A 21,450-nucleotide genomic window follows, 5' to 3' on the forward strand; every position below is an offset into this window, starting at 1 on the left:
ACGGTTTAAAAAAAAGACTGTCCTTTCTGACAGCCTTTTTCTCATAGATCGCTTTCGTTCAAATCAGCGAACGAGTACGTCATCATATTCTGGTTTTTCTTTGAACTCTTTGACCGCAAAGGAGCAGACAGGCATAATTTTTTTCTCTTCCCGTCGTGCTTTTTCAACAACTGCTTTGAGCAATTTTTGCGCCAATTGCTGTCCACGATAATCAGGGTTGACGAAGGTGTGATCAACTTCAAGTACATCATCTTGTGTTTCTTGCCATGTAATCTCACCAATTTCTGTTTCTCCATCATATAAAGCAAAACGCTTGTTTTCTTCTTTTATTTCCATTGTTTTCGCCCTTTCTATCAGACAATGTCTGTTTTTTGTTTGATATTCTCAATAAATTGCAAAACGGTTGGCCAATATTCTGGGGCATCTTTAACTGCCTGTAAATGTCCCATATTGGGAAAAAGGACTTTTTGTTTCGGACCAGCCGTTGCTTCCATTAAAGTATTGATTTCTTTTTCAGAAAGAAACGTATCCTTTTCTCCTTGTAAAAACAGCACAGGTAAATGGTTGCTGCCGACTTGTCGGGTCACTGAGATTTGTAGGAAGGGGTAGCCGACTAAGTGTTTACTGTAACGATTGGCTAATCGCAAAAAGCGCTTGACGGGTAACCGAGAAAATTGTGGTAGACTTGCCCGAATGGCACTATAAACGGACGTATAACTGCTGTCTGAGATCAAACCCGCAACTTGCACCGGCATGACTTCTCCACTGGCCAGCAGCAAAGTCGCCGCTCCCATCCCTAAACCATAGAGGAAGATTTGGGTTTGTGGGTCTTTTTCCAAAATCTTATCGATCCACAAAAGCAGATCCATCCGATCTAGCCACCCTAAGCCGATCTCTTTGCCTTCACTACGGCCATGTCCACGCAAATCAGGAACTAAAACATTGTAACCCGCAGCCCAGAATTTCTCGGCCGCATCTTGACAGTCTGCTTGCCCATCACTGCGATACCCATGCAAGCAGATCACCCACGTTTTAGCACACTGATCAAAGACTTCTGCTCTCAGGATCAGATCATCGGTGGTCGTTACCGTACATTCCGAACCTTGTGACCAAAAAGCCGAACTGCTTTTCGCGATCCGCTCTTTGTATGGAATCCCCAGTTTCTTTCTGCCTTCTTTTTCATACCATTCATTGTTACGCATAATAATTGCCGAAACAAAATAGCGTACGCCCTTTTTCATCACAGACGTGCGATATACATAGTACACCAAAAAAATAAAAATTAGCAGTAGTAGCAATAGCCAAACCATAGGATCCCCCCTTCATTTTAGTTTACCATTTACACCGGTTTTCAGCCAAAGTTTTGTCGCAAGTCTTAAATAAGTCCTATACTTTTTTAAGAAAAAATCTTTGTACTGACTTCTAGCGAAGGAGCAGTACAAAGATTTGTTTGGTTAAATATGTTTCTGTTTATAGAATAGGAAGGCGATCATGGTGAGTAAAATACTTCCAAGAACACTTAGTTCATAAGAGGATTCCTCATTTGTCTTTGGCAATCGTTTTTCATTATCTGTCTGTGATGACTCTGTCTGGTTCTTTTTGTCATCCAGCTTTTGCTCGGCGTTTCCGGCTATTTTTTTCGGTTTATCAGACTTGTCAGAAGGTGTTGGTACTTTGGGACCGCTAGGATCATTCGGTGTCTCAGGCGTTTTTGGTTCGACATAAGTATTGATCAAATCATAGTCATGGACTTCTGACTTGTATCCTTTGACAGCCACTTCTTGAATGCTATAGGTGTACGCTTGACCTTTCTCATCATATTTTGGCAGATCTTCAAAACGATAGGTCCAGTTGCCTTCTTTATCTGCTTTTACGGTTTGCTTGTCGATTTCTTTACCGTTTTGCATTAATTCGACAGTGATGCTTTCAGGGCGGGTATTGAACTTGTTATCATAGTCTTTCCATGTCTTTGTTCCAGCTACGTCTATTGTATCGGTGTTATGGTACGTGTTTACTAAATCATAGCCGTTGACTTTAGTGGTGTAACCTGGCACTTTTTCTTCTTGGATCGTGTACGTGTACACTTTTCCTTCGGCATCATACTTAGGCAAATTTTCAAAGCGATAGGTCCAGTTCCCTTGGTTATCTGCTTTTACGGTTTGTTTGTCAATTTTTTTATCATTTTGCATCAGCTTCACAGTGATACTCTCTGGACGGGTGTGGAACTTGTTGCCATAGTCATTCCACGTCTTCGTTCCCGATACTACCGTTGTTTCGGTGTTGCGATAGGTGTTGACTAGGTCATAACCATTGATTTCAGTGGTGTAACCTGAAACTTTTTCTTCTTGGATCGTGTAGGTGTAAGCTTGACCTTTTTCATCATACTTTGGCAGATTCTCGAAGTGATAAGTCCAGTCGCCTTGGTTATCTGCTTTTACGACTTGCTTGTCGATTTCTTTATCATTTTGCATCAGCTTGACAGTGATGCTTTCTGGTCTTGTTTCGAATTTGTTATCGTAGTCATTCCATGTCTTTGTTCCGGCTACGTCTGTCGTTTCAGTATTGCGGTAGGTGTTGACTAGATCATAACCATTGATTTCAGTGGTGTAACCTGGCACTTTTTCTTCTTGGATCGTGTACGTGTACACTTGACCTTTTTCATCATACTTAGGCAGATTCTCGAAGTGATAGGTCCAGTTGTTTTCTTTATCAGCTTTTACGGTTTGTTTGTCAATCTCTTTACCGTTTTGCATTAAGTCGACAGTGATGTTTTCAGGGCGGGTATTGAACTTGTTGCCATAGTCATCCCATGTCTTTGTTCCAGCTACGTCTGTCGTTTCAGTATTGCGATAGGTGTTGACTAGGTCATAACCATTGATTTCAGTGGTGTAACCTGAAACTTTTTCTTCTTGGATCGTGTACGTGTATGCTTGACCTTTTTCATCATACTTAGGCAGATTCTCAAAGTGATAAGTCCAGTCGCCTTGGTTATCTGCTTTTACGACTTGCTTGTCGATTTCTTTATCATTTTGCATCAGCTTGACAGTGATGCTTTCTGGTCTTGTTTCGAATTTGTTATCGTAGTCTTTCCATGTCTTTGTTCCAGCTACGTCTGTCGTTTCAATATTGCGGTACGTGTTGACCAGGTCATAACCGTTTACTTTAGTAGAATACCCTTCAACAGGTGTTTCTTGGATTGTGTATTCATAAGTCTGACCAGATTCGTCAGTTTTCGGTAGATCAGTAAATTCATAATGCCAGTCCCCCTCTTTACTTTGGGTAACCGTTTTTGTTTGGAATACTTCACCGTTTTGCAATAATTGAACCATAATGCTTGTCGGACGGGTATTGAATTTGTTGTCATAATCATCCCACGTTTTGGTCCCGCTGATTGTCGTTGTATCAAAAGAAAGTAATTGATTCATGGCAGCTAGTTTAATAGTCGGCACGATTGTTTCATTTGCTTGCAGATCCCAGCGATGGGTTTCTGCGTTGACCAGCACTGTATCAGCAATGATACTGCCGTCAACATTTTGATGGACATCGACTGTATCACCAACAGCCAAGATGGTTCCTTGGAATGGACTATTAATCGAAATCGTTTGGCCCTCTGATTGGCCAACAAAATTCCATAAGATAACAGCATCATCAAACTCTTCTGTTTCATGGCTATTACGAGACGTACCATCCGTATATTCTAGTTTGATTTGGGACTTAACATTAACGGTGCTGGCTCCCTCAGTGTCCACATTGATGATTACAGGCGTATTTCCTCTTGTTAGCCCTTTAATGGTGATCGGCGTATCTTTTTCTAATTCCGTTTTTGAAAGAGAAACAACAACCTTTTGATCTTCTTTCGCAATTGTATCTTCTGAAAAAGAAATGGGTTTTTTATCAATCAGATAGCCGTCTGGCGCTTCCGTTTCCACAAAGGAATATTCTCCCTCTGGAAGACCAGCTTCGATCACCTGCCCATCATCATTTGTGACTTCTTCATCAACTTCCTTATGCGTCTTGTTGTTTTGAAGTTCGTAAACACCATCATCAAGTGGATTTCCTTGTTCGTCTGTCAAGGTCAAAACAACCACTTGTGTCTCATCTTCGGCATCGGCTGTATTGATGACCCGCTGATTATTATCGGTGAAATCCTTGGTTACACCGGGTGTCTGCGGATAAGCTCCCAGTCTTTCTGACGTCGCCTGTAACGTTGAAAATGCCTGTTCAAAGTCTATATAAGGCTCACTCACGGATTGATCTTGAAAAACTTCGGAAGTCTTCAAGTGATCCATTCTCTGACCATTTACAAAAACGGCAGGTTGCTGATTTTGATCTGCTAAATCTACTGTGACTGATGGGCCAAAAACAACTTTGTTTTTTCTACTATCAGTTCCTGATACAAAAGAAGAGTTTGCGATGGAATTGACCTTTTGAATATAATTGATTTCTGTTGGCAAAGAACCATCCTGAATACTGGTCCCAAAATTGACATTTCCGTTTAATTCACCAACGGCCAAATTTCCGTTCGTGTGTGTATTTAGCGTCGCATGGTTAGCAAAAATATGAAAATATTGCGCTTCTCCTAGAAGTGCGTCATCAACTTCAGGAACATCATTTTTAAAAATGCCCCCACTTGAAAGTTGTGAAGCTGCTGGCGCACTTGCTTGGGTATCAGGCGTTGATTCTATGGTTTTTGATGCAGTATTTGACGCCGTTTGTTGTTGTGACTCGCTGCTTGTTGATACAACCTTTTTTTCAGAAGCCTCTGTTTGATCCTGAGTATCAGAAAGTACGGCTTCTGTACTCGTTGCTTCTGTGGATTCATTTTCAGGTAGAACAACTGCTACATCTGTTGTGTTGATGATGTCTTCTTTCACTTGTCCATTTTTTTCATCTGTTTGAAGAAAGGCGGATTTGATTGTCAATGTTTGAAGACTTTTTGTTTGAAACGTTAGCGTCATTTGGCTAAAAGAACTGCTAGCGGTTTCTTCCATCAGCTGCTGTCTTTGCGGATCATATGTAAATGGCGTGCCGCTGCTTTGAATCGAGTTCGGCAGAACCGTTTGTTCCCCTTCACTCAAGCTGAATGCCAGTTGATTTGCTGCTTGTTGATTCTTTTCTACTTGGATCGTCCAAGTGATCTCCCCTGTGGTAGGATCTGGTAATGATGTCACTTGCGCTATGCCCTTTTCGTTTTGAAATAGGATTGTTTTGGGATTCTCCTCGGTGTCCGCATTGGCTGTGATGACTGATAATAAAGGCGCCAAATAGGATAAAATAAGTAAGGACAGCATGAACATTGGGTAAGCTATTTTTTTCACATAAGTACGCATTTCTCTTCCTCCAAACAACAAATTTTACTCAGGTGATTATCCTAATCGGAAAAAAGAGAAAATGCAAAATGACCCAAATTTTGATTCTGTGAGAAAAATGAGAGCAAAAGCCAAAAAATGGGTCCTTCTCTCAAGGGAATTTGTGAAAATGAAATAGGATTTCTTTTGTTTGAAAAACAACAGAATATTTTTTTCATGATAAATACTCAAAATCCAGAAAGAATCTTTTGTTTGTGATAAAAGTTCTTTCCTTAAAAACTCTTAAACATCAGGAGTGATTGGCTACTCGCTAAAATTTCACTTGTCAAAAAAAAATAATTGTAAACTGAAAATGAAATTTTCATAAACAATCATATTATTTTCATTTTCGGTTACAAAAATTTTAGCAGATTCTTTAAAATCTTACTGTTATTTTCCCTTTATTTATAAGTTCTCTTAACTTTTACTGTACAAAGAAACGTCTTTATCGTTTTTGGGACTGATGAATCATAATTGATTCTTCAGTCCCAAGTGTGTTTTTTGTACAACATATCAATCCTTATTGACGACAAGACTTTATTGCAAAGTCCGATGTTCTGATCTAGTACAAAAGACTAACCATGGAAAAAAAGGGAATGGTTATTGCAATCCGCTCGAAATTCACGTTTCCTTCTCCAAATTGACTACTCTTTGTCGTTGCTGATCAAGAAATCAAGCAATTCCGACTGTTCCGCAAAGATTGCTTCTACTGATAAGCTTCTATGATGACTCTTTTGCTTGGTAGCTTCTGGTAGCTCAGAATCAATTTGGTTAGTTGAAGATTCGAGGGACTTCTCGACTGGTAACGGTTCTGCATTCACTTTCGACTCTAAACCGTCTGGCTTCATTGGAAATGGACTGTTATCCTCAAAGTGATCTATCGAAGCATTCAGTTGACTTTTCCAAAACAACTCTCCGAAGAGATACACGCCAAGAGCATTTTTATTGTTAAACACTTTACAAGATAACCCCATCTTGTTGAGTGCCTGATTTACTGTGTTTTCGTTGATCGTTTCTGAAGGAATATCTCTGATTAGAATTGTATCAGCATATTGAATATCTTGATCACTGTTTACATAATCAATCAATTGATCTGTCAAAGCAGTCGTCTCTTTTTTAACGATCTCAGTTAAATCTATTGTCTGACCTCCATTGATCGTCACGACAAATGGATTGTTTTTCTTAGCTGTGACAAGCATATCGTAAACGACGCCATGATCTAGCGCAAAGATAGGTGCGGGATGATCCCCCTCATTTTCTTGATAAGCTTGTACCATGTTGCCTGCCAATTCAAACAAGCCGTCTGTGACTTTTGAACTTTTGATCAGTTCCCCATTTTCGTAGCTATCACAAGTGAGAGAATGATCATTGATTTCAATCACATAGGTCAACCCAGCAAGAATTTCTTCCACGCCTAACATCAAATGAATATCATTTCGTTTGCTTTCAAAAATTGCGCCCAGAGATTTCGGGATCAGCTTTACTCGCTCGATGCGGATCTGATAGTGAGTGCCATCAACAACTGTCTTGAATTCATCTGCCAGTTGTCTCTCAATGTCAGCAAGCCGGTCAAAACTTTCTGTTGCTACGCCAAGGCATAATGAACAGCTAAAGTAATCCTCTGCAATTTCAGTAAAAAGTGAGGGTCTTTTCGCTACTAAATAAGAGAGTATCGTTTTGATATATGTCTTAAATTTTTGGTCTCCCAGGATTGCCAACGGATTGCCAAATGTTTGATAGGCTTCTGATCGTCGACTATACAACTTGTCGAGCCCCCAAGTGATTTCTTTCTCGCTGCCCCCGAGAAGTATTCGTTTCCCTACTTTGTTTTTTAGGTAGATCGGTTCATTATTCTTTCCTAAAAGATATTGTAGATTATTTTTTTTGACTTCTGAATAAACAGAACTTCTGACATCTTGATAGCCGTAGCCAACAACGCCTACTCGAAATTCATCAATGTCTAATGCAATGATTTTGTTCACACTAATCCCCCTAACTTCCCTATTTATCATGACTTACAGCTTCCCTAATAACACTATTGCTATTTCATCCTCTATTTTCCTGCCTCTTCTTGGATAAAGAATGCATTGGACAGTTCCTGAATTTTACTCATTTGTTCGTTGACTTCTGCTTCTAAAAGCAACAAGTCGCTGAAAATTACTTTTGTATTACGTATATGCCGTAAAAGTTCATTGGTTTTGACCAGCTGCAAGTCAATTTTTTTGCATAACTCTCTCAATTCTTCTTGGCTATTCTTTAAGACAATAAAATCGCGATAACCAATGGCTGACTGTCGTTTTTCTAAAATCATTTGTTGTAATCGCGCAATTTTACTATCCCGTTGTTCGATCGCTTGTTTCAAATCAGTCAACATCTGATCTAGTTCGCTGATTTGAATGATTGCGGATAACTTCTTTGTACTCATCGATTGTTTCATGCTTGACTTGCTCCTTTGCCTAGGAGTATTTTCACTTCTGAATCCATCAGTGCCGTTCTAGTAAATATTCCTGATTGCAGTAAACAACTAAATGAAAGAACATTATTTTTTATCCGCAGCAGCTCTTCATCTGTTAACTCACTTAATTGATGATCAATGTCTTCAATTGCGTTGATAGTAATGCCAAGTTCCAGTTTCTGTACCATCTCTGCTATAGCTGCTTCTTTCCATACAATGACAGGGATTCCTAACGAGAGATACAACGAGATTTTGTGCGGTGCATTATACTTCGTATATTGTTGGTAGTCACCACCATCAGGCAACTTATCATCCCACGCAAGTCCGAAACCATTTTTCTCCATCCTACGAACCAATTCTTCTTGCTCAAAAACACCACAATAATGAACATTCGGACCAAAATGACTGTCGTTTTTATCGCCGTATACAAGAATTTCCGTGCGATTGGGCCACTGCTGTAGAAAACGGGTTTTTGCCAAATTTCCTGCAAAGACAACTCGTTTTTCTGGTCTTTCATGACTGACACTAACATCTTGATGCTGATAGTCGAAAAATGGTTTTTGGATCATTCTCCGTGTCACGCCTCTTTCGACTAAGGCTGTCTGCATAGCTTGGCTATGAACGATCAATACTGTTGCTTCATTGAAAAGAGCAGATTCATCAAAATCGACTTTCCCACGTAACATCTCAGCGTCATGGATGAATAAACTCGTGTAAATCCCTCTTTGTTTCATTCTTTGTAAGAACATTCGGTCAAAATGGGCTCCGTTATAACTTGGATATTGATAGACCACGATATCTTCATAAGCGACACCAGCTGTAATGCCATCAATCCTTGACATAAGTGCATAATCATCTTCATTCTCATCGATATAACGATAAATATATAAAGGTTGATAATCCATCCCATTGGCAATGTGAAAAACATCTACTTTCGCTTTTTTGACTGAATCTGCTGCATTCGATTCAATGATCGTCGTCACCCACCGATTCACGCTTGCCCCATCTCCTTTTCCATCATTGCCCGCACAAACATCACTTCATCTTTTGGTAAGCACCATTCTGCACCCTTCAAATTTTTAGAAAACAGTTGTACAGCAGGATCTTCTTGTGCAGTATTCCTTGTAAGCAGCAAATATTTGACTAGTTTTAGAACTGTCTGATTATAGACATCAATATGCCAATGTTCCTCCATTAAACGACTTGCATGTTGAAGTAATTGAACCGCATCATCACAGCGTTGGATGTCTACCAAACATTCTGATAAATCTAATACGGCGCCTACTAAGACTGGCCGCAGTTCCGTAAAATCAGTCGAATTTATTTTCTTTAAAAGGCAGCTCTCTAACAAAAAAATTTGTTTTTCTAAAGATGAAGCGTGCAAGCCATAGCGCTGTTTGATGCGTAATGTAGCTAAATATAAAAGGCTGTCAAATAATGTATAAAAATCAGTTCCCAGAAAAAATGTTTCAAGCATTTCTAAACTTGCATCCGGGACTTTCTGGTTCATACAACCAAATACGAGGTCAGAATAGGCCAACATGAGTTTAAATATCGTATTATCCTCAGTTGAGGGGCGAAACTTTTCTAACTCTTTTCTAACTTTCATAAAGGTAACAAACATGTCCTCTTTCGTTGATAAAGAGCTATAAATCAATACACTCAATAGATGAAGTTGTTCATCTGTTGACATTGCAAACATGTCTAGCAATTCGGTATCTGAAATGCTCAACATTTTCTTGATGCCAACAACCAATTCGAAGGGCAAATCGATCTCATATTGTACCCATCTATAGTACCGTGAGCGAGATAACCCAATCTTTCTTTCAAAAGATTTCACAGATAGTCCTTTACATTTGCGTATCTCTTCTAATTTCTCGCGATCAATATTGACAGCAACGACTGATGTATCAGGTATCTTTAAGTCTGGGTTGATCGTACTAATTAATCGACAAACGCTTAGTAATCTAGTTTCCATATTTTTCAAATCCTTTTTTCTAAAATGCAGGACCTATTTTTATTCTTACTTCTGTAATGCTTCCAATAAAGAATAAACCAACGATCCAAGGATCACGATCGACATAACTAAGGAAAGCACGATGGTGATCGCTTTGCCCTTTTTCTTTTCTTCTGAGTGATTTCTTACGTTTTCTCGTTCTTCTTGAAATCCCGCTTGAATCGTTTTTTCTAGCTGATTATTCGCCAACGAAATCACCTCTTCCCAGTTTATTTTCGGCAAACAACTATGAAGAAAACTGGTTTATCTACTGGTTCTGATCGTCTGCCAGTTGTAGTGATTCACTCAGTTCTGAAACATTTTCTACTGGTTCATTTTCGTTTGTAGCTATCTCATTCACTACCTCTGCTACTTCCACTGCCCGAAGCTCATCAATCAGCTCTTGACTCAATTGATTCACATCGTTATCTTGTCTTTCGACGGTTGAGGTTAACCGTTCAATGATCTGCTCGGTTTCATTCAAAAAATAGGTTCGAAGCATTTGCTTTTCAACCTCATAAGCAGAAAAGAGCTTCTCATAAATCATTTGTAATTTATTTTGCTCCTCCTGTTGCTGCTCAAAAGATGCATTGAATTGTTTTTTTAATGTTTGGATCACATTTAGATCGATATCGTTTTCTGACTTGTTCATCATTGCTTTCATTTCTTGATTGATTTGAATCAGCTGATCAATCAATGCGTTTTGATGAGCAAAAAGTTTCTTTGCTTCCTCTTGTTCCTTCTCAAAAGTGAGCATGGACCCGCTGTTCTCTTTTATTAACAACATAATTTGCTCATACAATTCAGTGGTTTTCATTTTTTTCATTTTGTCTTCATCCTTTCAACACAACTTTGTCCATGCATACATTTTTGTTTGCCAACAACTGATAATTCTTTTGATCGACTTCTACCTTATGAATATAAGGAACGCGGTCATCTAAAATACTCATTAAGTTCCCTTTGATATTCCCTTTGCCATCAAGCGGCGATTCTTCCAGATAAAGTGTATTTGTCGAGTTGGATTTTGCTAGAGAAAATAATTCTAACCCCATATATGAAATGCCCACTGTATCATTTTCTGTTAACCGAAAAGCTAACTGATCACGAATGAAATCAAGTGTTGTGTTAAATTTTTGAGTTACCTTGAATGTTTCTGTATCACGAATCGTGACTAAATTGATGGTGCCTTGATAAAAATAGTAATTCAGAATACTTTGTTGCTGATCATTGAAAAAAGCAATCTCTTGAACCTGGTCATTGCAGTAATAAATAGTTGAGAATAATTTCCCATCTGCGGCATATTCTTCAATGAAATCTGTCGTGCCATCAGGATAAAAGTAGCGAACTTCTTTGACATGTCTTCTAGTCATAGGATACAAGCTCACTTTACCTACTTCATCTCCATCAGTGATCAAGGAAATGGTCCGGTCCTCGTTCATATAAACTTCTGTAGAGTAAGCTGTTGGTACTTGGTTAAAAAACAGAAAGGCTTCTGGATCGTGACTGCGCTGTGTCACTTGATCTAAAATATTTATTCCCTGCAATGCTTCTTTTTGGAGCATCGCTTGAAAATTTGGACTCGGTGAGATGGACAACACTTGACTTCCTTCTTTGATTCGTGATTTTTGTGCCATCCAAATTCGGTCATTTGGTCGGATCACGGTGACTAATTCATAATGCATCGATCAACTCACTCCATTTCTCTGCAATTATCGCGTCTTGAAACATTCGTACAGACTTGCGGGTATTGGCTTTAAGTTGGTTCAGATCAGAAGCAGTCAACTGACGAATGCCATCTGTTAGTTGCTGAATAGTATAAGCTTCATCAGTTCTAGAAAAATCTTTCAAATAACCATTGACTCCTTCTTTGATCAACTCCATGGCCCCAAAACGAGCCTTGAAGGTTACAATTGGCAATCCTGCATTTAAAGCTTCAATATAAGTCAATCCGAAACCTTCTGAAAAAGAACCAGAGATAAATGCATCATAATCAGGATATACTTCATTGATTGCATGAGAATGCCCTTTTAACCGAATGTACTCTTCTGCATTCAACTCCTTGATCACTGCTTTTAACTTACCTTCTTCTCCCCCTTGACCATAGATGTCTAAAGAGATCGTTGGATGTTCTTTTTTTGCTGCAGCAATTGCCCGCATCACAAGATCAATGTGCTTTTCGGATGCCAAACGAGAGACTGTCACAAACTTTTCTGCCTGTTGTTTGCCTAATTCAAATGAATCTTCTGTCACATCGCGAATCCCTCCCACCGGGATCGTCACAATTTTTTTGGACTCGTTTGGGAAATCGATCAACAAATCTTGCCTTTGCAATTCTGTCGCAACAACGATATGAGCGACTTGTTCCAAATGCGTCAAAGCAAATTCATAGTAATTGTTCCAAAGAGGTGCGCTAGCTACGTCACGATCAGATAAATGATCGGCATGAACGATCTCAATCAATTTGATTTCCGGAGGACAATGATCATATAAAGCAGCCTCGCTTTCCTCCCCCCGATCAATGATGATACTTTTGGTTTCTGGGAATTCTTCTATCAGTTGTTTAAAGAAAAATCGCTGCAATAAGACTTCATTTCTAAAGAAACGATGTTTGCCTTTGAAAGCAAACAAATGAATATTCGTCATTACTCTTCCTCGATGCGAATCATTTCGATAACTGTACATGATTTTTCTTTGATTCGTTCGATAGTCAAAAATCTCTACCCGATAATCCGAAACTAGCAGTAAGCCTTCCTTTTTTGGACTAGGAGATTTTTCCATATGCTCAACGATTTTTAATCCTGATGACGTGATGGTTTCTTTGATTCTATGTGTGTTCGTAGCATCTACTAAGAGATCTTGTTGTGCAGTAAAAACTGCTTTAGCCCCTTGCCTTAAATAATCACCTTCTAGTGCAAAATATTCCCACATGGAGATGACTTTATCATCTGGTATTTTCCAAGCCGCCATGGCTTCATGGAGATTCTTCACTAGCTCCATAAAAATATACTTATAGGGAATATTTTTTCTATCAAAACAAGCAGCACGATAGAACTGTGCATGTTCCACACCAGAATTACCAATCCCCATTGCTTTATTTACAAAAAAATTCATGATGTCCCCCTCTTTATTAGGTTGATTTTTTCCTGTTTTCTTTTACATTCTCTAAAACTTTTAGTGCCCTTTGATTAAGTGCGATCTTTTTTTGCAGACGATCCATAAGCTCGGGTGCTTCGGCTTCTTCATTTGGCTTTGCAAATAATAAAGCTAATACAGAAAAATCTTCGTGGTAACAAGACTCCAGCAAAGAAAAATTTTGTCCCATTTTAAGGTTGATTTTTTCAGGACTGTCGCTTCGCTGATAGATTTGTTCAAGCAATACTTCCAAATACGATGATGCAGCCTTAGTATCCGGTTCAACAAACAATCCTGCTTCAAAATCTGAAAGTGAATATTCTTTGACATAGCTGTTCTGTTTTTCAAATACGACCGATAATGCAGCATGTTTCTCAACCAACGGTGTAACCGCAACAACGCTGGTTGCTATGTTTGAGCCTTGGTTTGCTCCAGTGTTTGCATTTATAGGAACCACTTCAAATGCTTGATTCTCCTTAGTGGATAAAACCAATTCCTTAAAATGAATCTCTTGATGTTTTTTGTTTACCATATGAATCTGATAATCAGTGGCACCTTGCGGAAAGAGAAAACATTCTTGGTTTGTTTCGAAGACTAGTTTTTCAAGGAAAAACCCATCCTTATCAAAAAATTCCACCAATAGCTGTACTGCTTCCTTACGATCGAATGCAGCATGAAGTGTTAACTCGTACTTGTATCCAGGCAGTAACATTGGTAGCATTGGTGATTTCCGACTAATATGAAATTCTGTTTTCGAATACCAAGATTTAATACTGACGCCTGGAGGCATCAAAGGAGAAGAGTACAAGACATCCCCAGAGGGCATATAAGCTATTTTTGCGCCATAATTATAATTGTCATTAAAGTCGATCCCCCACTTGATACGATATAAACTATTCATCGACTCCCTCATTCCCTATAATATTTTCTTGATATCGCGGTGAAATGTATGCACGAGAATATTTTTGTATTGTTTCAAAAACCAATTATTGATGGCAGGACTATTATCGTTATGTCGGCCGATCATGCCTTTATACAGAACACGAGTCATGGGGAAATTATTTTTTAAAAATTCAAACAACATTGGAAATGCCTCCATGTCGTAATCGTCTTGTTTCATATAGGCGATCGCAAAGGTTGTCTCCCGATAATCGCCACTTTTGAATTTGCTCCAGAACCGTTCATTCAATTGACTGCTCGCTTCTTTTGAAACAACCCCAATATTGTAAAGCAGCATATCCAATGAGGTTGGAAATCCAGTTGGTCGATTGATGCGTTCATTTAGAGCAATGGAACCAAGATTCGTCAACGGTTTTCCCACGATGACACTGTTTGGGCTTAAATCGCTAGCAAAATATAGCGCGCCAAACGTTCCCATCGACAATCCGGATAAAATGAGATCTGACTTTTCAAAACCTAGCAGTGCTAGTTTCCCTAAGATGATCGCTACGATTTCTTGTTCGAATTTCTGGCTGCCTAGATAGAAATTCCCACCTTCTAAACGAGGGTCACCAATCAGCAGAAACGGACAGCCCATACTTCCCATCATCCCACGGCCTTCAAATCCTTCCGCTGATCGATAGCCAGAAAAATAAACCGCTAATGGAGGTTTTAAATCTCCCGGATTAAAGTAATAGATCACTTCTCCCCCCAGATTCTCTTCATCCCGAATCCGACCACCTCCTGGAATCATGACACTTTCATCTGCCATTGCTCTTCGCAGGTGCATCTGCCCGATCGTAAATTGCCCTCGATTTCCTTTGGCATACAATGAAACATTGATGTATGAATTTTGATCTAATTTGAAGTAAACCGGCTCCCCATTTATGATTTGATCGTGAAGGACCTCAATCACTTGGATGACTTGATTCGTGTTTTCTTTAATGAAAAAGAGTTTGATTTTTAATGTCACTTCTCCTTGAACATCTGCGATCTCCGGATAAAAACAGGTGCGTTCGTTTTTAGGAATCAGGTTAGTCATTTTCCAAGTAGTTATTTGCTGATCGTCTGATGTCAGTTGTGCCTTTACCTGACAGGCTGCATGTCCTTCTTTAACGATCTGCAACGGGACAGTTTTATTAAATTTCATGTGATCCATAGATAGCTTATATCCTTGTTGCTTTGCTGAGAATTGCTCATTGATCGTACGAAAAACATTTTCTAGCTGCTTTTTATCAAAAGGATTCGCTGCTTTTAATGTGAATAGCGCTTGAACTTCTGGAGATAGCTGCCCATTTTCTTCGTAAAATATTTGGTAGGCTGGCAATTGTTTTAAAAATTCCAAATTTTCAAGAATCGCGGCATTTTCCTCTAGAAGAAAAATTGCCCGATGGTATTTGGTATTATATTTGTCTTTCTTAAACAGCCGTAGCTCCTGCTCATCTTTTCTGAAATCATAGGCCAACGGAAGCCACTGATAGGCAAACAAAGGAGAAAGCTGCTTTTGCCCCTCAGAAGAAACAGCTGCAACATGAAATACCTGAATCTGTTTAGACGACACCCTCTAGCAACTCCCTCCATTGTTTAATAATATTTTCCTCACTAAAACGCTCAATATAACTAATATTTTCCACCAATGCTTGGTTCCAATTATTTAAATCGTCCAGGTAAAAAGCGATTGCTGCATCTAATTCTCTGATTTGACCAATGATTTGCCCATTCTTTTGGTCATCCACATAATCGGTTTTCTTCCTAACAAGCTGAGGAATCCCTGCACTAACAGCTAGTGCTTGTTTCTGGACATCAACTTCAGCAGACAAATCAATATACAATCGTGTCTCATTGAAATCCTGACGAATCGTGGTGAGATGAGAATCCAAGCGAAAGTGAATCCTAAAATTGACATCAACTGCCTCTACTAGATTTCGCCAATTTTTGCTTTCTCGGATCTCTTCAATCGCCTCTTCATCCGTTTTAAATAACTTTTTCGCCTTTTTTGCTTCGAAATACTTTAATACCTTTTGATACTCCTCAGATTCACTATCGACACCGAAGTGAGTATCAACCAGTTCTTTTTGTGCTTCTCGTAAAACGACTTCGCTTTGGAATGTCGTCGTTTCGATAATTAAGTCATAACGATCATTCTGAAAAACTTTTTGCAGTAATAGATGATGGATTCTCCGAACGTCTTCGTTAAGCTCACCGGCGTTCCAATAAAGGACCAGCTGGGGAATGGAGTTGCTATTGCCCAGCTGAAAAGAAGTTGTGTAAATAGGGATGCGTTGTATCCGAGATAGGTCATTGACACCGGACTGTTTCATTAAAGAGAAAAGCGCTGTTTGATTACTAGTCGAATCCGTAATGATTTTATTTTCGCCAGCCCATAATGCTGCTTTTTCATCTGATGCACAAGTTGAAAGTCTGTGGGCATCAGAAACGATCTGGATCACTCTTTTTCGTTCCTCGTTCGTTTTGACCAATCGTAGACTCCGCTCATTTGTCAAACAGAGGATTTGATCTTCTGGCTCAAGGCTCAGTTGAAATTGATTCATCATCTCTAAAAGAAGTTCATCCATGCTTCGATACTGACTTTTCTTTAGTCCACTTTTCCGAGGATTTACCAGCTCAACGTGTGGATTTTCTCCAAAGTATTCCACACATTTTTCCATTCCCGATTCGTTATAATAAATCTTCTTTACTTGTTCCCCATTGTCATTCTGGAACGATTTTGCAGAAATAAATCCCCGATCATCGAAAAAGAGGATTTGTCGATAAGGTTCCGTCATTATAGACATCTGTTCTGCAAAACCAAATGAATTGAACCGAATTTCACCAAATGGTTGATTTTCCTTAATCAGCGTGATTCCAAAAGGTGTATAGACCTTCTCAACATTCTGAGCAAGAGGCAAGTCATCGACATCTAAGGGAAATCCATTGGTTTTTTGAATGTCTTGCAAGCGATCATAAAGCGAAGTCATTTGCGCTACTTCTAATTCATATGCATGCATCTGATAACGTAAAAACGGTATATGCTCCAATAACAATAAGTGATACGGTTCTCGATTGTTCTTGAAAAGCTGAATGATATTCATCATATAATCACTTTCTAAATTGCCACTACTGGTCGTCCAATCAGGGATAAAATAATTCAAAAAATTGCCTCCTAACATCCTCTAAAAAATCCGGTAAGTATGTCTGGAAAAGAGGAACCGTATTTCATTTGTGATTGTTTCTAAAATGATGATCAACATAAAAATACTTCCGAAATAAAAAGCTAAGTTGGAAATGATTTGATTTTGCAATCCAATCAACAAGGGAATCATTGAAACGATCACAAGATAACTGTTGCCAAGTAATGCAACGGTTGATAAACGCTTCAATATATATCGCTCTGTCTGTTTGCCAGGAGCAACATTTAAAATGTAATCTCCCGTCTCTTTTAGATTTTTGGCTATATCGTATGGTCGAACATTTATAAAACTAAATCCGTAACCTAAAACATAGAGAATCAGACCATAAGTGAAAATACCCCGCACATTATTAAAGGAAAAGTAAGTCGTAATAAAATTTGAAAAGCCTGTGTCTCCCCACTTTTCGTTCAATAGTAAAAGCTGTGGCATTGAAAAGACGGTTACTGCAAACATGAAAGGCATTGCCCCGGCAGGTAAAAGTCGAATAGGAATATACGAATTGTTAAAGCGACTGTCGATACCTGTCCGTTCAATATTGATACGGTATTCTGCATTGTAAAGGAAGAGTGTGAGATAAATAAAAACTAAGGTCACCATAACTAACCCGATAATAAAGTTTTGACTTAAATGAACGGATTCTGTTTGTCCCGAAATTAACATAGCTGGGATATTCATCAGTAAACCTGGAACAATAAACAGACTTTGACCTCCAATTCCTTTATCAATGTTGATATCAGCTAGCCATGCAACGAACAATCCCCCAGCCGTCAAAAGAAGAACTGCTCCTAAAAACAACAGGACAATAGAGCCTCCAATTGCTTTTTGATCAATCATTGAGGAACGAAATTTTAAAACCAGTGCGCAACTTTGAAGGATAGCAAATAAAAGAGTCAAACTGCGTTGAATATACCCAATTCGTTTGGTGGAAAGATTTCCGATACTTTCTGTATCAATCATGCTGATCGTTGTCCAGATGATCAGGGCAGTCATATACGGGCCCATCCCTAAAGAAAAAAGCGTTGGAACAGTAAAATTCCCACCGGTTGATGTCGCTAAAAATTTCAGAATCAAACTAGTTGATTCCTCTGGTATCTTTTCTGAAATAAAAAAAGGAACCTGGATATGCTTACCTATCTCAACAATGAACAAAAGGAAAAAGCTCGCGATTATTCTTCGAATGAGTTCTTTTTGATTCTTCATTTTCATCTCCAATTTTCTTACTTTTTTTTAATCTGCAAGGTTTAACAAAATAGTAACAGGTTTAAAATTGCCTTTTGTACTTGTTTTTTGTTGAAATAAAAAAAAAAAAGGAAAAGGTGAGGTTGGTCATTGTGGTATCATCGTTTTAAATTCAAATAAGTAAAAACTACTCACTTTAAATGGTCATCAGAGAAATACAAGGATTGGAAAAGAAAAAAAGGGAGAATTTCCTGAGAAATAGCCCCCAAAAGAAGGTCTTTACTATGAAAAAACTAATTGAAGTCATCATACCTCTCGTTTTGCTCTTAGGAGGTATCTTTTTTTTGAAAGAAAATTTAACAGTCAACGAAACACCGACTACAGAATCTAGGGTCCCTGACAATGAAACGACGCCTAAGTTAAACCTAAAAGCTGTCGTTTTGCGGACTGATGACTCTTTGGAAGCAGTTGATCAAGAGTCCATCTATCACGGTGAATTTCCCTACTATAATATGGATAGCACCAAAACCTATACGTTTTCACTTCACTTCGTAACAAGTTCTGGTGAAGCGCTGCTGGATCAAAACGAAGAACCACTTATTGCATCAAGAAAGATGAAACTAGTTAGTCAGAAGGGAAAGATCGTCTTTTTTTTAGAAGCCAATGATTTGATGAGGGAATATCTTTTTGACCTAGACGACGTCATGATTCGTGCTAAATTAGAAAGCATTGCTGATTAAGCTTAAGCCACAAGCAATATCAGTTTTTGAAAGGAGGAACAAAAAAATGAAAGATAAAAAGTTTCGCAAGTATATTCGGTTGGCGAGAAAAGTTCAAAGTCTTGCAGAAAACTATCGGCAATTATCAGATCAAGAATTGCAAATGCAAACCATTCATTTTCGACAACAACTCGAACAGGGCAAAAAACTGGAGAGTTTACTCCCGCAAGCCTATGCTGTCGTTGTCGAAGCAGACCGTCGTGTCTTGGGAATGGAGCCTTATTTTGTTCAAATTCTTGGCGCAATTGCTCTTTTTTACGGCAATGTTGCTGAAATGAAAACCGGAGAAGGAAAAACATTGACCGCAACCATGCCGATGTATTTACATGGTCTGGGAGGCAAAGGCAATTTCTTGATTACTTCTAATACGTATTTAGCCTTGCGAGATATTGAAGAAACGGGAAAAGTCTATCGTTTTCTAGGACTATCCGTGGCTGCAGGTGTTCCTGAACATGAAGATGAAGGAGAAGAAATCGATAAAGAGGTGGTCTATGCAGCAGACATCGTCTATACGACGCATAGCGCACTGGGCTTTGACTATTTATTTGACAACTTGGCTGTTTCTCCAGACGAACAATATGTCACCCACTTCAATTATGTACTGATAGATGAAATCGATGCAATATTACTTGATATGGCGCAAACGCCATTGATCATTTCAGGAGCACCCAAAGTTCAGTCAAATTTTTTTACGCTATCTGATTGGTTTGTGAAAAGCTTGATTGAAGGTAAAGACTTTATGAGAAGTGAAAACAAACGTCACGCTTGGTTTACAGAAGCAGGCATAAAAAAAGCCGAAGACTACTTAGGTATTGAAACTATTCTTTCAGAAAAATGGAAAAGTCTTTACCGTCATTTAGTCATTGCCTTACGGGCCAATTATCTCTTACACTTAAACAAAGACTATGTTGTGGAGGACAACGAGATTCTTTTGCTTGATGAAGCAAATGGACGTAAGCTGATTGGAACAAAACTACAAGCTGGCCTTCATCAAGCAATCGAAGCGAAAGAAGGCGTAGAGATTACTACAGAGAGCCGCTCCATGGGCTCCATTACCTACCAAAACCTATTCCGAAAATTTAAAATTTTGTCCGGAATGACTGGTACTGCCAAAACAGACGCCGACGAATTTCGAGAAACGTATGATATTGACGTAATCGAAATTCCGACAAATAAACCCATTCGCCGAAAAGATCATCAGGATCTGGTCTATGTGACCAATCAGTCGAAAATCATGGCTTCTTTAGAAGCAGTAAGAAATGCTTTGACGCAAGAACGCCCCGTATTGATTGAGACAGGATCAGTCTCAATGTCGACGTTATACTCCCTGATTCTCTTAAAGCATCGAATCCCTCATAATCTTTTAAACGCTACAACAGCGACCAAGGAATCCTGGATCATCTCAGAAGCTGGTAAAAAAGGTGCCGTAACTGTGGCTACTTCAATGGCTGGGCGTGGTACAGATATTAAACTGGAAGAAGACGCACGGGAAAATGGTGGTCTATTAGTAGTAGGAACTGAGCGGATGACCAGTGACCGAATTGACAATCAGCTTCGGGGCCGCTCTGGACGTCAAGGAGATCCGGGTGACAGTATTTTCTATGTATCTATGGAAGACAAAATCGTGGTTGAAAGTGCACCCAAATGGGCCGCCGACGAACGAGAATTATTAACTGAACAAGAAGAATTATCCAGTGATCTCACGCCCTTAAAAAAGAAAAAATACAATAAACTAATCAATCAGTCACAAAGCAATCGCAAAAATCAAGAAATTGCCGGACGTCAAACGACGCTAGAATTTGACTCAATTATTACCATTCAAAGAGACAAAATGTACAGCATGAGAAACAGCATTATGAAAGGTACCCCTGTCGAGTTAGAAAACATCATTAATCAATGCATAGAAGAAACAATCAATCAATTCACCACTAAAAAAGAGAACCTAAATCAACAAGCGATCCTTGATTTTATCTTTAATAATTTGGACTATAATTTTGATGTTTTTGAAATCGAGAAACTAGATAAATTTAATAAGCGAACGGTCAAAAAATTTTTATTGGATCTAATTTCAGAGCGTTTGATTCACATTCAACAATTTATGCCAGATAGTTTCCAACAACTGTTTTTCAAGCGAATCATTCTTTTAAAAGCCTTAGATACTCTTTGGATCGAACAATCAGACAACCTGCAACAATTGAAAACAGTCATCAATGGGCGAAACTGGGGACAACATCGCCCCATCTATGAATTTCAAGTAGAAGCACATCGTTCTTTTACTGAAATGCGTGAAGCCATTTATCTAGAAGCAGTCAGAAATTTATTATTATCCGAGTTGGTAAAAACAGAAGATGGTTCATTCGATGTTGAATTTCCATAGCCAACCATAGCCAATAAAAAAGCATCACAGTTAGTTTGCCTAACTGTGATGCTT

The 21,450-nt window shown here is 38.8% G+C and carries 17 protein-coding genes; 2 read left to right on the forward strand and 15 right to left on the reverse strand.

The features are described from left to right. Window positions 1–63: 63 nt before the first annotated feature. The 15 genes from IGK63_RS11810 to IGK63_RS11880 all read right to left on the reverse strand — a co-directional run bounded on the left by IGK63_RS11810 (window position 64) and on the right by IGK63_RS11880 (window position 18,261). Window positions 64–336 carry a GNAT family N-acetyltransferase gene (locus IGK63_RS11810; RefSeq protein WP_008380865.1) on the reverse strand — a complete coding sequence of 91 codons (273 nt, stop codon included), beginning with the start codon at window positions 334–336 and terminating at the stop codon, window positions 64–66. 17 nt (window positions 337–353) lie between these two features. Further along, window positions 354–1,310, reverse strand: coding sequence for an alpha/beta hydrolase (locus IGK63_RS11815; protein WP_005234368.1), 957 nt, complete (start codon window positions 1,308–1,310; stop codon window positions 354–356). Window positions 1,311–1,454: 144 nt separating this feature from the next. Next, window positions 1,455–5,330: a Cna B-type domain-containing protein gene (locus IGK63_RS11820; RefSeq protein WP_422705743.1), complete on the reverse strand. Its 3,876-nt coding sequence runs from the start codon at window positions 5,328–5,330 to the stop codon at window positions 1,455–1,457. A gap of 662 nt (window positions 5,331–5,992) precedes the next feature. Further along, the gene (locus IGK63_RS11825) at window positions 5,993–7,330 is read right to left on the reverse strand and encodes a hypothetical protein (RefSeq protein ID WP_429972509.1); all 1,338 of its coding nucleotides are present in this window, start codon (window positions 7,328–7,330) and stop codon (window positions 5,993–5,995) included. 71 nt (window positions 7,331–7,401) lie between these two features. Continuing rightward, window positions 7,402–7,785, reverse strand: coding sequence for a hypothetical protein (locus IGK63_RS11830; protein WP_016612582.1), 384 nt, complete (start codon window positions 7,783–7,785; stop codon window positions 7,402–7,404). Then, a complete protein-coding gene (locus IGK63_RS11835; protein WP_016612581.1) occupies window positions 7,782–8,798 on the reverse strand; it encodes a sugar transferase in 1,017 nt (338 codons plus the stop codon). Before IGK63_RS11835 ends, IGK63_RS11830 begins: the two co-directional genes overlap by 4 nt. Continuing rightward, complete coding sequence (locus IGK63_RS11840) at window positions 8,795–9,781, reverse strand: helix-turn-helix domain-containing protein (RefSeq protein WP_016612580.1); 987 nt, start codon at window positions 9,779–9,781, stop codon at window positions 8,795–8,797. The genes IGK63_RS11835 and IGK63_RS11840 overlap by 4 nt, the downstream gene beginning before the upstream one ends. A 45-nt stretch (window positions 9,782–9,826) precedes the next feature. Next, window positions 9,827–10,009, reverse strand: coding sequence for a hypothetical protein (locus tag IGK63_RS11845; RefSeq protein ID WP_034872028.1), 183 nt, complete (start codon window positions 10,007–10,009; stop codon window positions 9,827–9,829). 58 nt (window positions 10,010–10,067) lie between these two features. Next, on the reverse strand, window positions 10,068–10,625 hold the full coding sequence (locus tag IGK63_RS11850; protein ID WP_016612578.1) for a hypothetical protein: 558 nt from the start codon (window positions 10,623–10,625) through the stop codon (window positions 10,068–10,070). A gap of 7 nt (window positions 10,626–10,632) precedes the next feature. Continuing rightward, window positions 10,633–11,481 carry a hypothetical protein gene (locus IGK63_RS11855; RefSeq protein ID WP_086372295.1) on the reverse strand — a complete coding sequence of 283 codons (849 nt, stop codon included), beginning with the start codon at window positions 11,479–11,481 and terminating at the stop codon, window positions 10,633–10,635. Beyond that, window positions 11,471–12,910: a glycosyltransferase gene (locus IGK63_RS11860; protein ID WP_016612576.1), complete on the reverse strand. Its 1,440-nt coding sequence runs from the start codon at window positions 12,908–12,910 to the stop codon at window positions 11,471–11,473. The genes IGK63_RS11855 and IGK63_RS11860 overlap by 11 nt, the downstream gene beginning before the upstream one ends. Window positions 12,911–12,926: 16 nt before the next feature. Further along, window positions 12,927–13,832, reverse strand: a complete 906-nt coding sequence (gene asp3 / locus IGK63_RS11865; protein WP_034872025.1) for an accessory Sec system protein Asp3 — start codon at window positions 13,830–13,832, stop codon at window positions 12,927–12,929. A 15-nt stretch (window positions 13,833–13,847) separates the two neighbouring features. Next, window positions 13,848–15,431 (reverse strand): accessory Sec system protein Asp2, encoded by a 1,584-nt coding sequence (gene asp2, locus IGK63_RS11870; RefSeq protein ID WP_016612574.1) that lies wholly within the window; start codon window positions 15,429–15,431, stop codon window positions 13,848–13,850. Next, a complete protein-coding gene (gene asp1 / locus IGK63_RS11875; RefSeq protein WP_275626545.1) occupies window positions 15,421–17,022 on the reverse strand; it encodes an accessory Sec system protein Asp1 in 1,602 nt (533 codons plus the stop codon). Before asp1 ends, asp2 begins: the two co-directional genes overlap by 11 nt. Window positions 17,023–17,043: 21 nt before the next feature. Beyond that, window positions 17,044–18,261, reverse strand: coding sequence for a preprotein translocase subunit SecY (locus IGK63_RS11880; protein ID WP_034872023.1), 1,218 nt, complete (start codon window positions 18,259–18,261; stop codon window positions 17,044–17,046). Between the two features lie 323 nt (window positions 18,262–18,584). Here IGK63_RS11880 and IGK63_RS11885 point away from each other — a divergent pair, with 323 nt between their 5' ends. Beyond that, window positions 18,585–18,980 (forward strand): hypothetical protein, encoded by a 396-nt coding sequence (locus IGK63_RS11885; RefSeq protein WP_275626544.1) that lies wholly within the window; start codon window positions 18,585–18,587, stop codon window positions 18,978–18,980. A gap of 46 nt (window positions 18,981–19,026) precedes the next feature. Next, on the forward strand, window positions 19,027–21,396 hold the full coding sequence (gene secA2 / locus IGK63_RS11890) for an accessory Sec system translocase SecA2 (RefSeq protein WP_034872020.1): 2,370 nt from the start codon (window positions 19,027–19,029) through the stop codon (window positions 21,394–21,396). The last annotated feature ends 54 nt before the right edge of the window (window positions 21,397–21,450 follow it).

It is taken from the genome of Enterococcus sp. AZ040, assembly GCF_050499185.1.
Classification (GTDB): domain Bacteria; phylum Bacillota; class Bacilli; order Lactobacillales; family Enterococcaceae; genus Enterococcus_D; species Enterococcus_D entomosocium.

Bases quoted from the DNA above. Each gene is read 5' to 3' on its own strand.
- IGK63_RS11830 (WP_016612582.1), bottom strand. From the start codon at position 7,785: ATGAAACAATCGATGAGTACAAAGAAGTTATCCGCAATCATTCAAATC.
- IGK63_RS11850 (WP_016612578.1), bottom strand. From the start codon at position 10,625: ATGAAAAAAATGAAAACCACTGAATTGTATGAGCAAATTATGTTGTTA.
- IGK63_RS11815 (WP_005234368.1), bottom strand. From the start codon at position 1,310: ATGGTTTGGCTATTGCTACTACTGCTAATTTTTATTTTTTTGGTGTAC.
- IGK63_RS11880 (WP_034872023.1), bottom strand. From the start codon at position 18,261: ATGAAGAATCAAAAAGAACTCATTCGAAGAATAATCGCGAGCTTTTTC.
- IGK63_RS11820 (WP_422705743.1), bottom strand. From the start codon at position 5,330: ATGCGTACTTATGTGAAAAAAATAGCTTACCCAATGTTCATGCTGTCC.
- IGK63_RS11855 (WP_086372295.1), bottom strand. From the start codon at position 11,481: ATGCATTATGAATTAGTCACCGTGATCCGACCAAATGACCGAATTTGG.
- IGK63_RS11860 (WP_016612576.1), bottom strand. From the start codon at position 12,910: ATGAATTTTTTTGTAAATAAAGCAATGGGGATTGGTAATTCTGGTGTG.
- secA2 (WP_034872020.1), top strand. From the start codon at position 19,027: ATGAAAGATAAAAAGTTTCGCAAGTATATTCGGTTGGCGAGAAAAGTT.
- asp3 (WP_034872025.1), bottom strand. From the start codon at position 13,832: ATGAATAGTTTATATCGTATCAAGTGGGGGATCGACTTTAATGACAAT.
- IGK63_RS11810 (WP_008380865.1), bottom strand. From the start codon at position 336: ATGGAAATAAAAGAAGAAAACAAGCGTTTTGCTTTATATGATGGAGAA.
- IGK63_RS11840 (WP_016612580.1), bottom strand. From the start codon at position 9,781: ATGGAAACTAGATTACTAAGCGTTTGTCGATTAATTAGTACGATCAAC.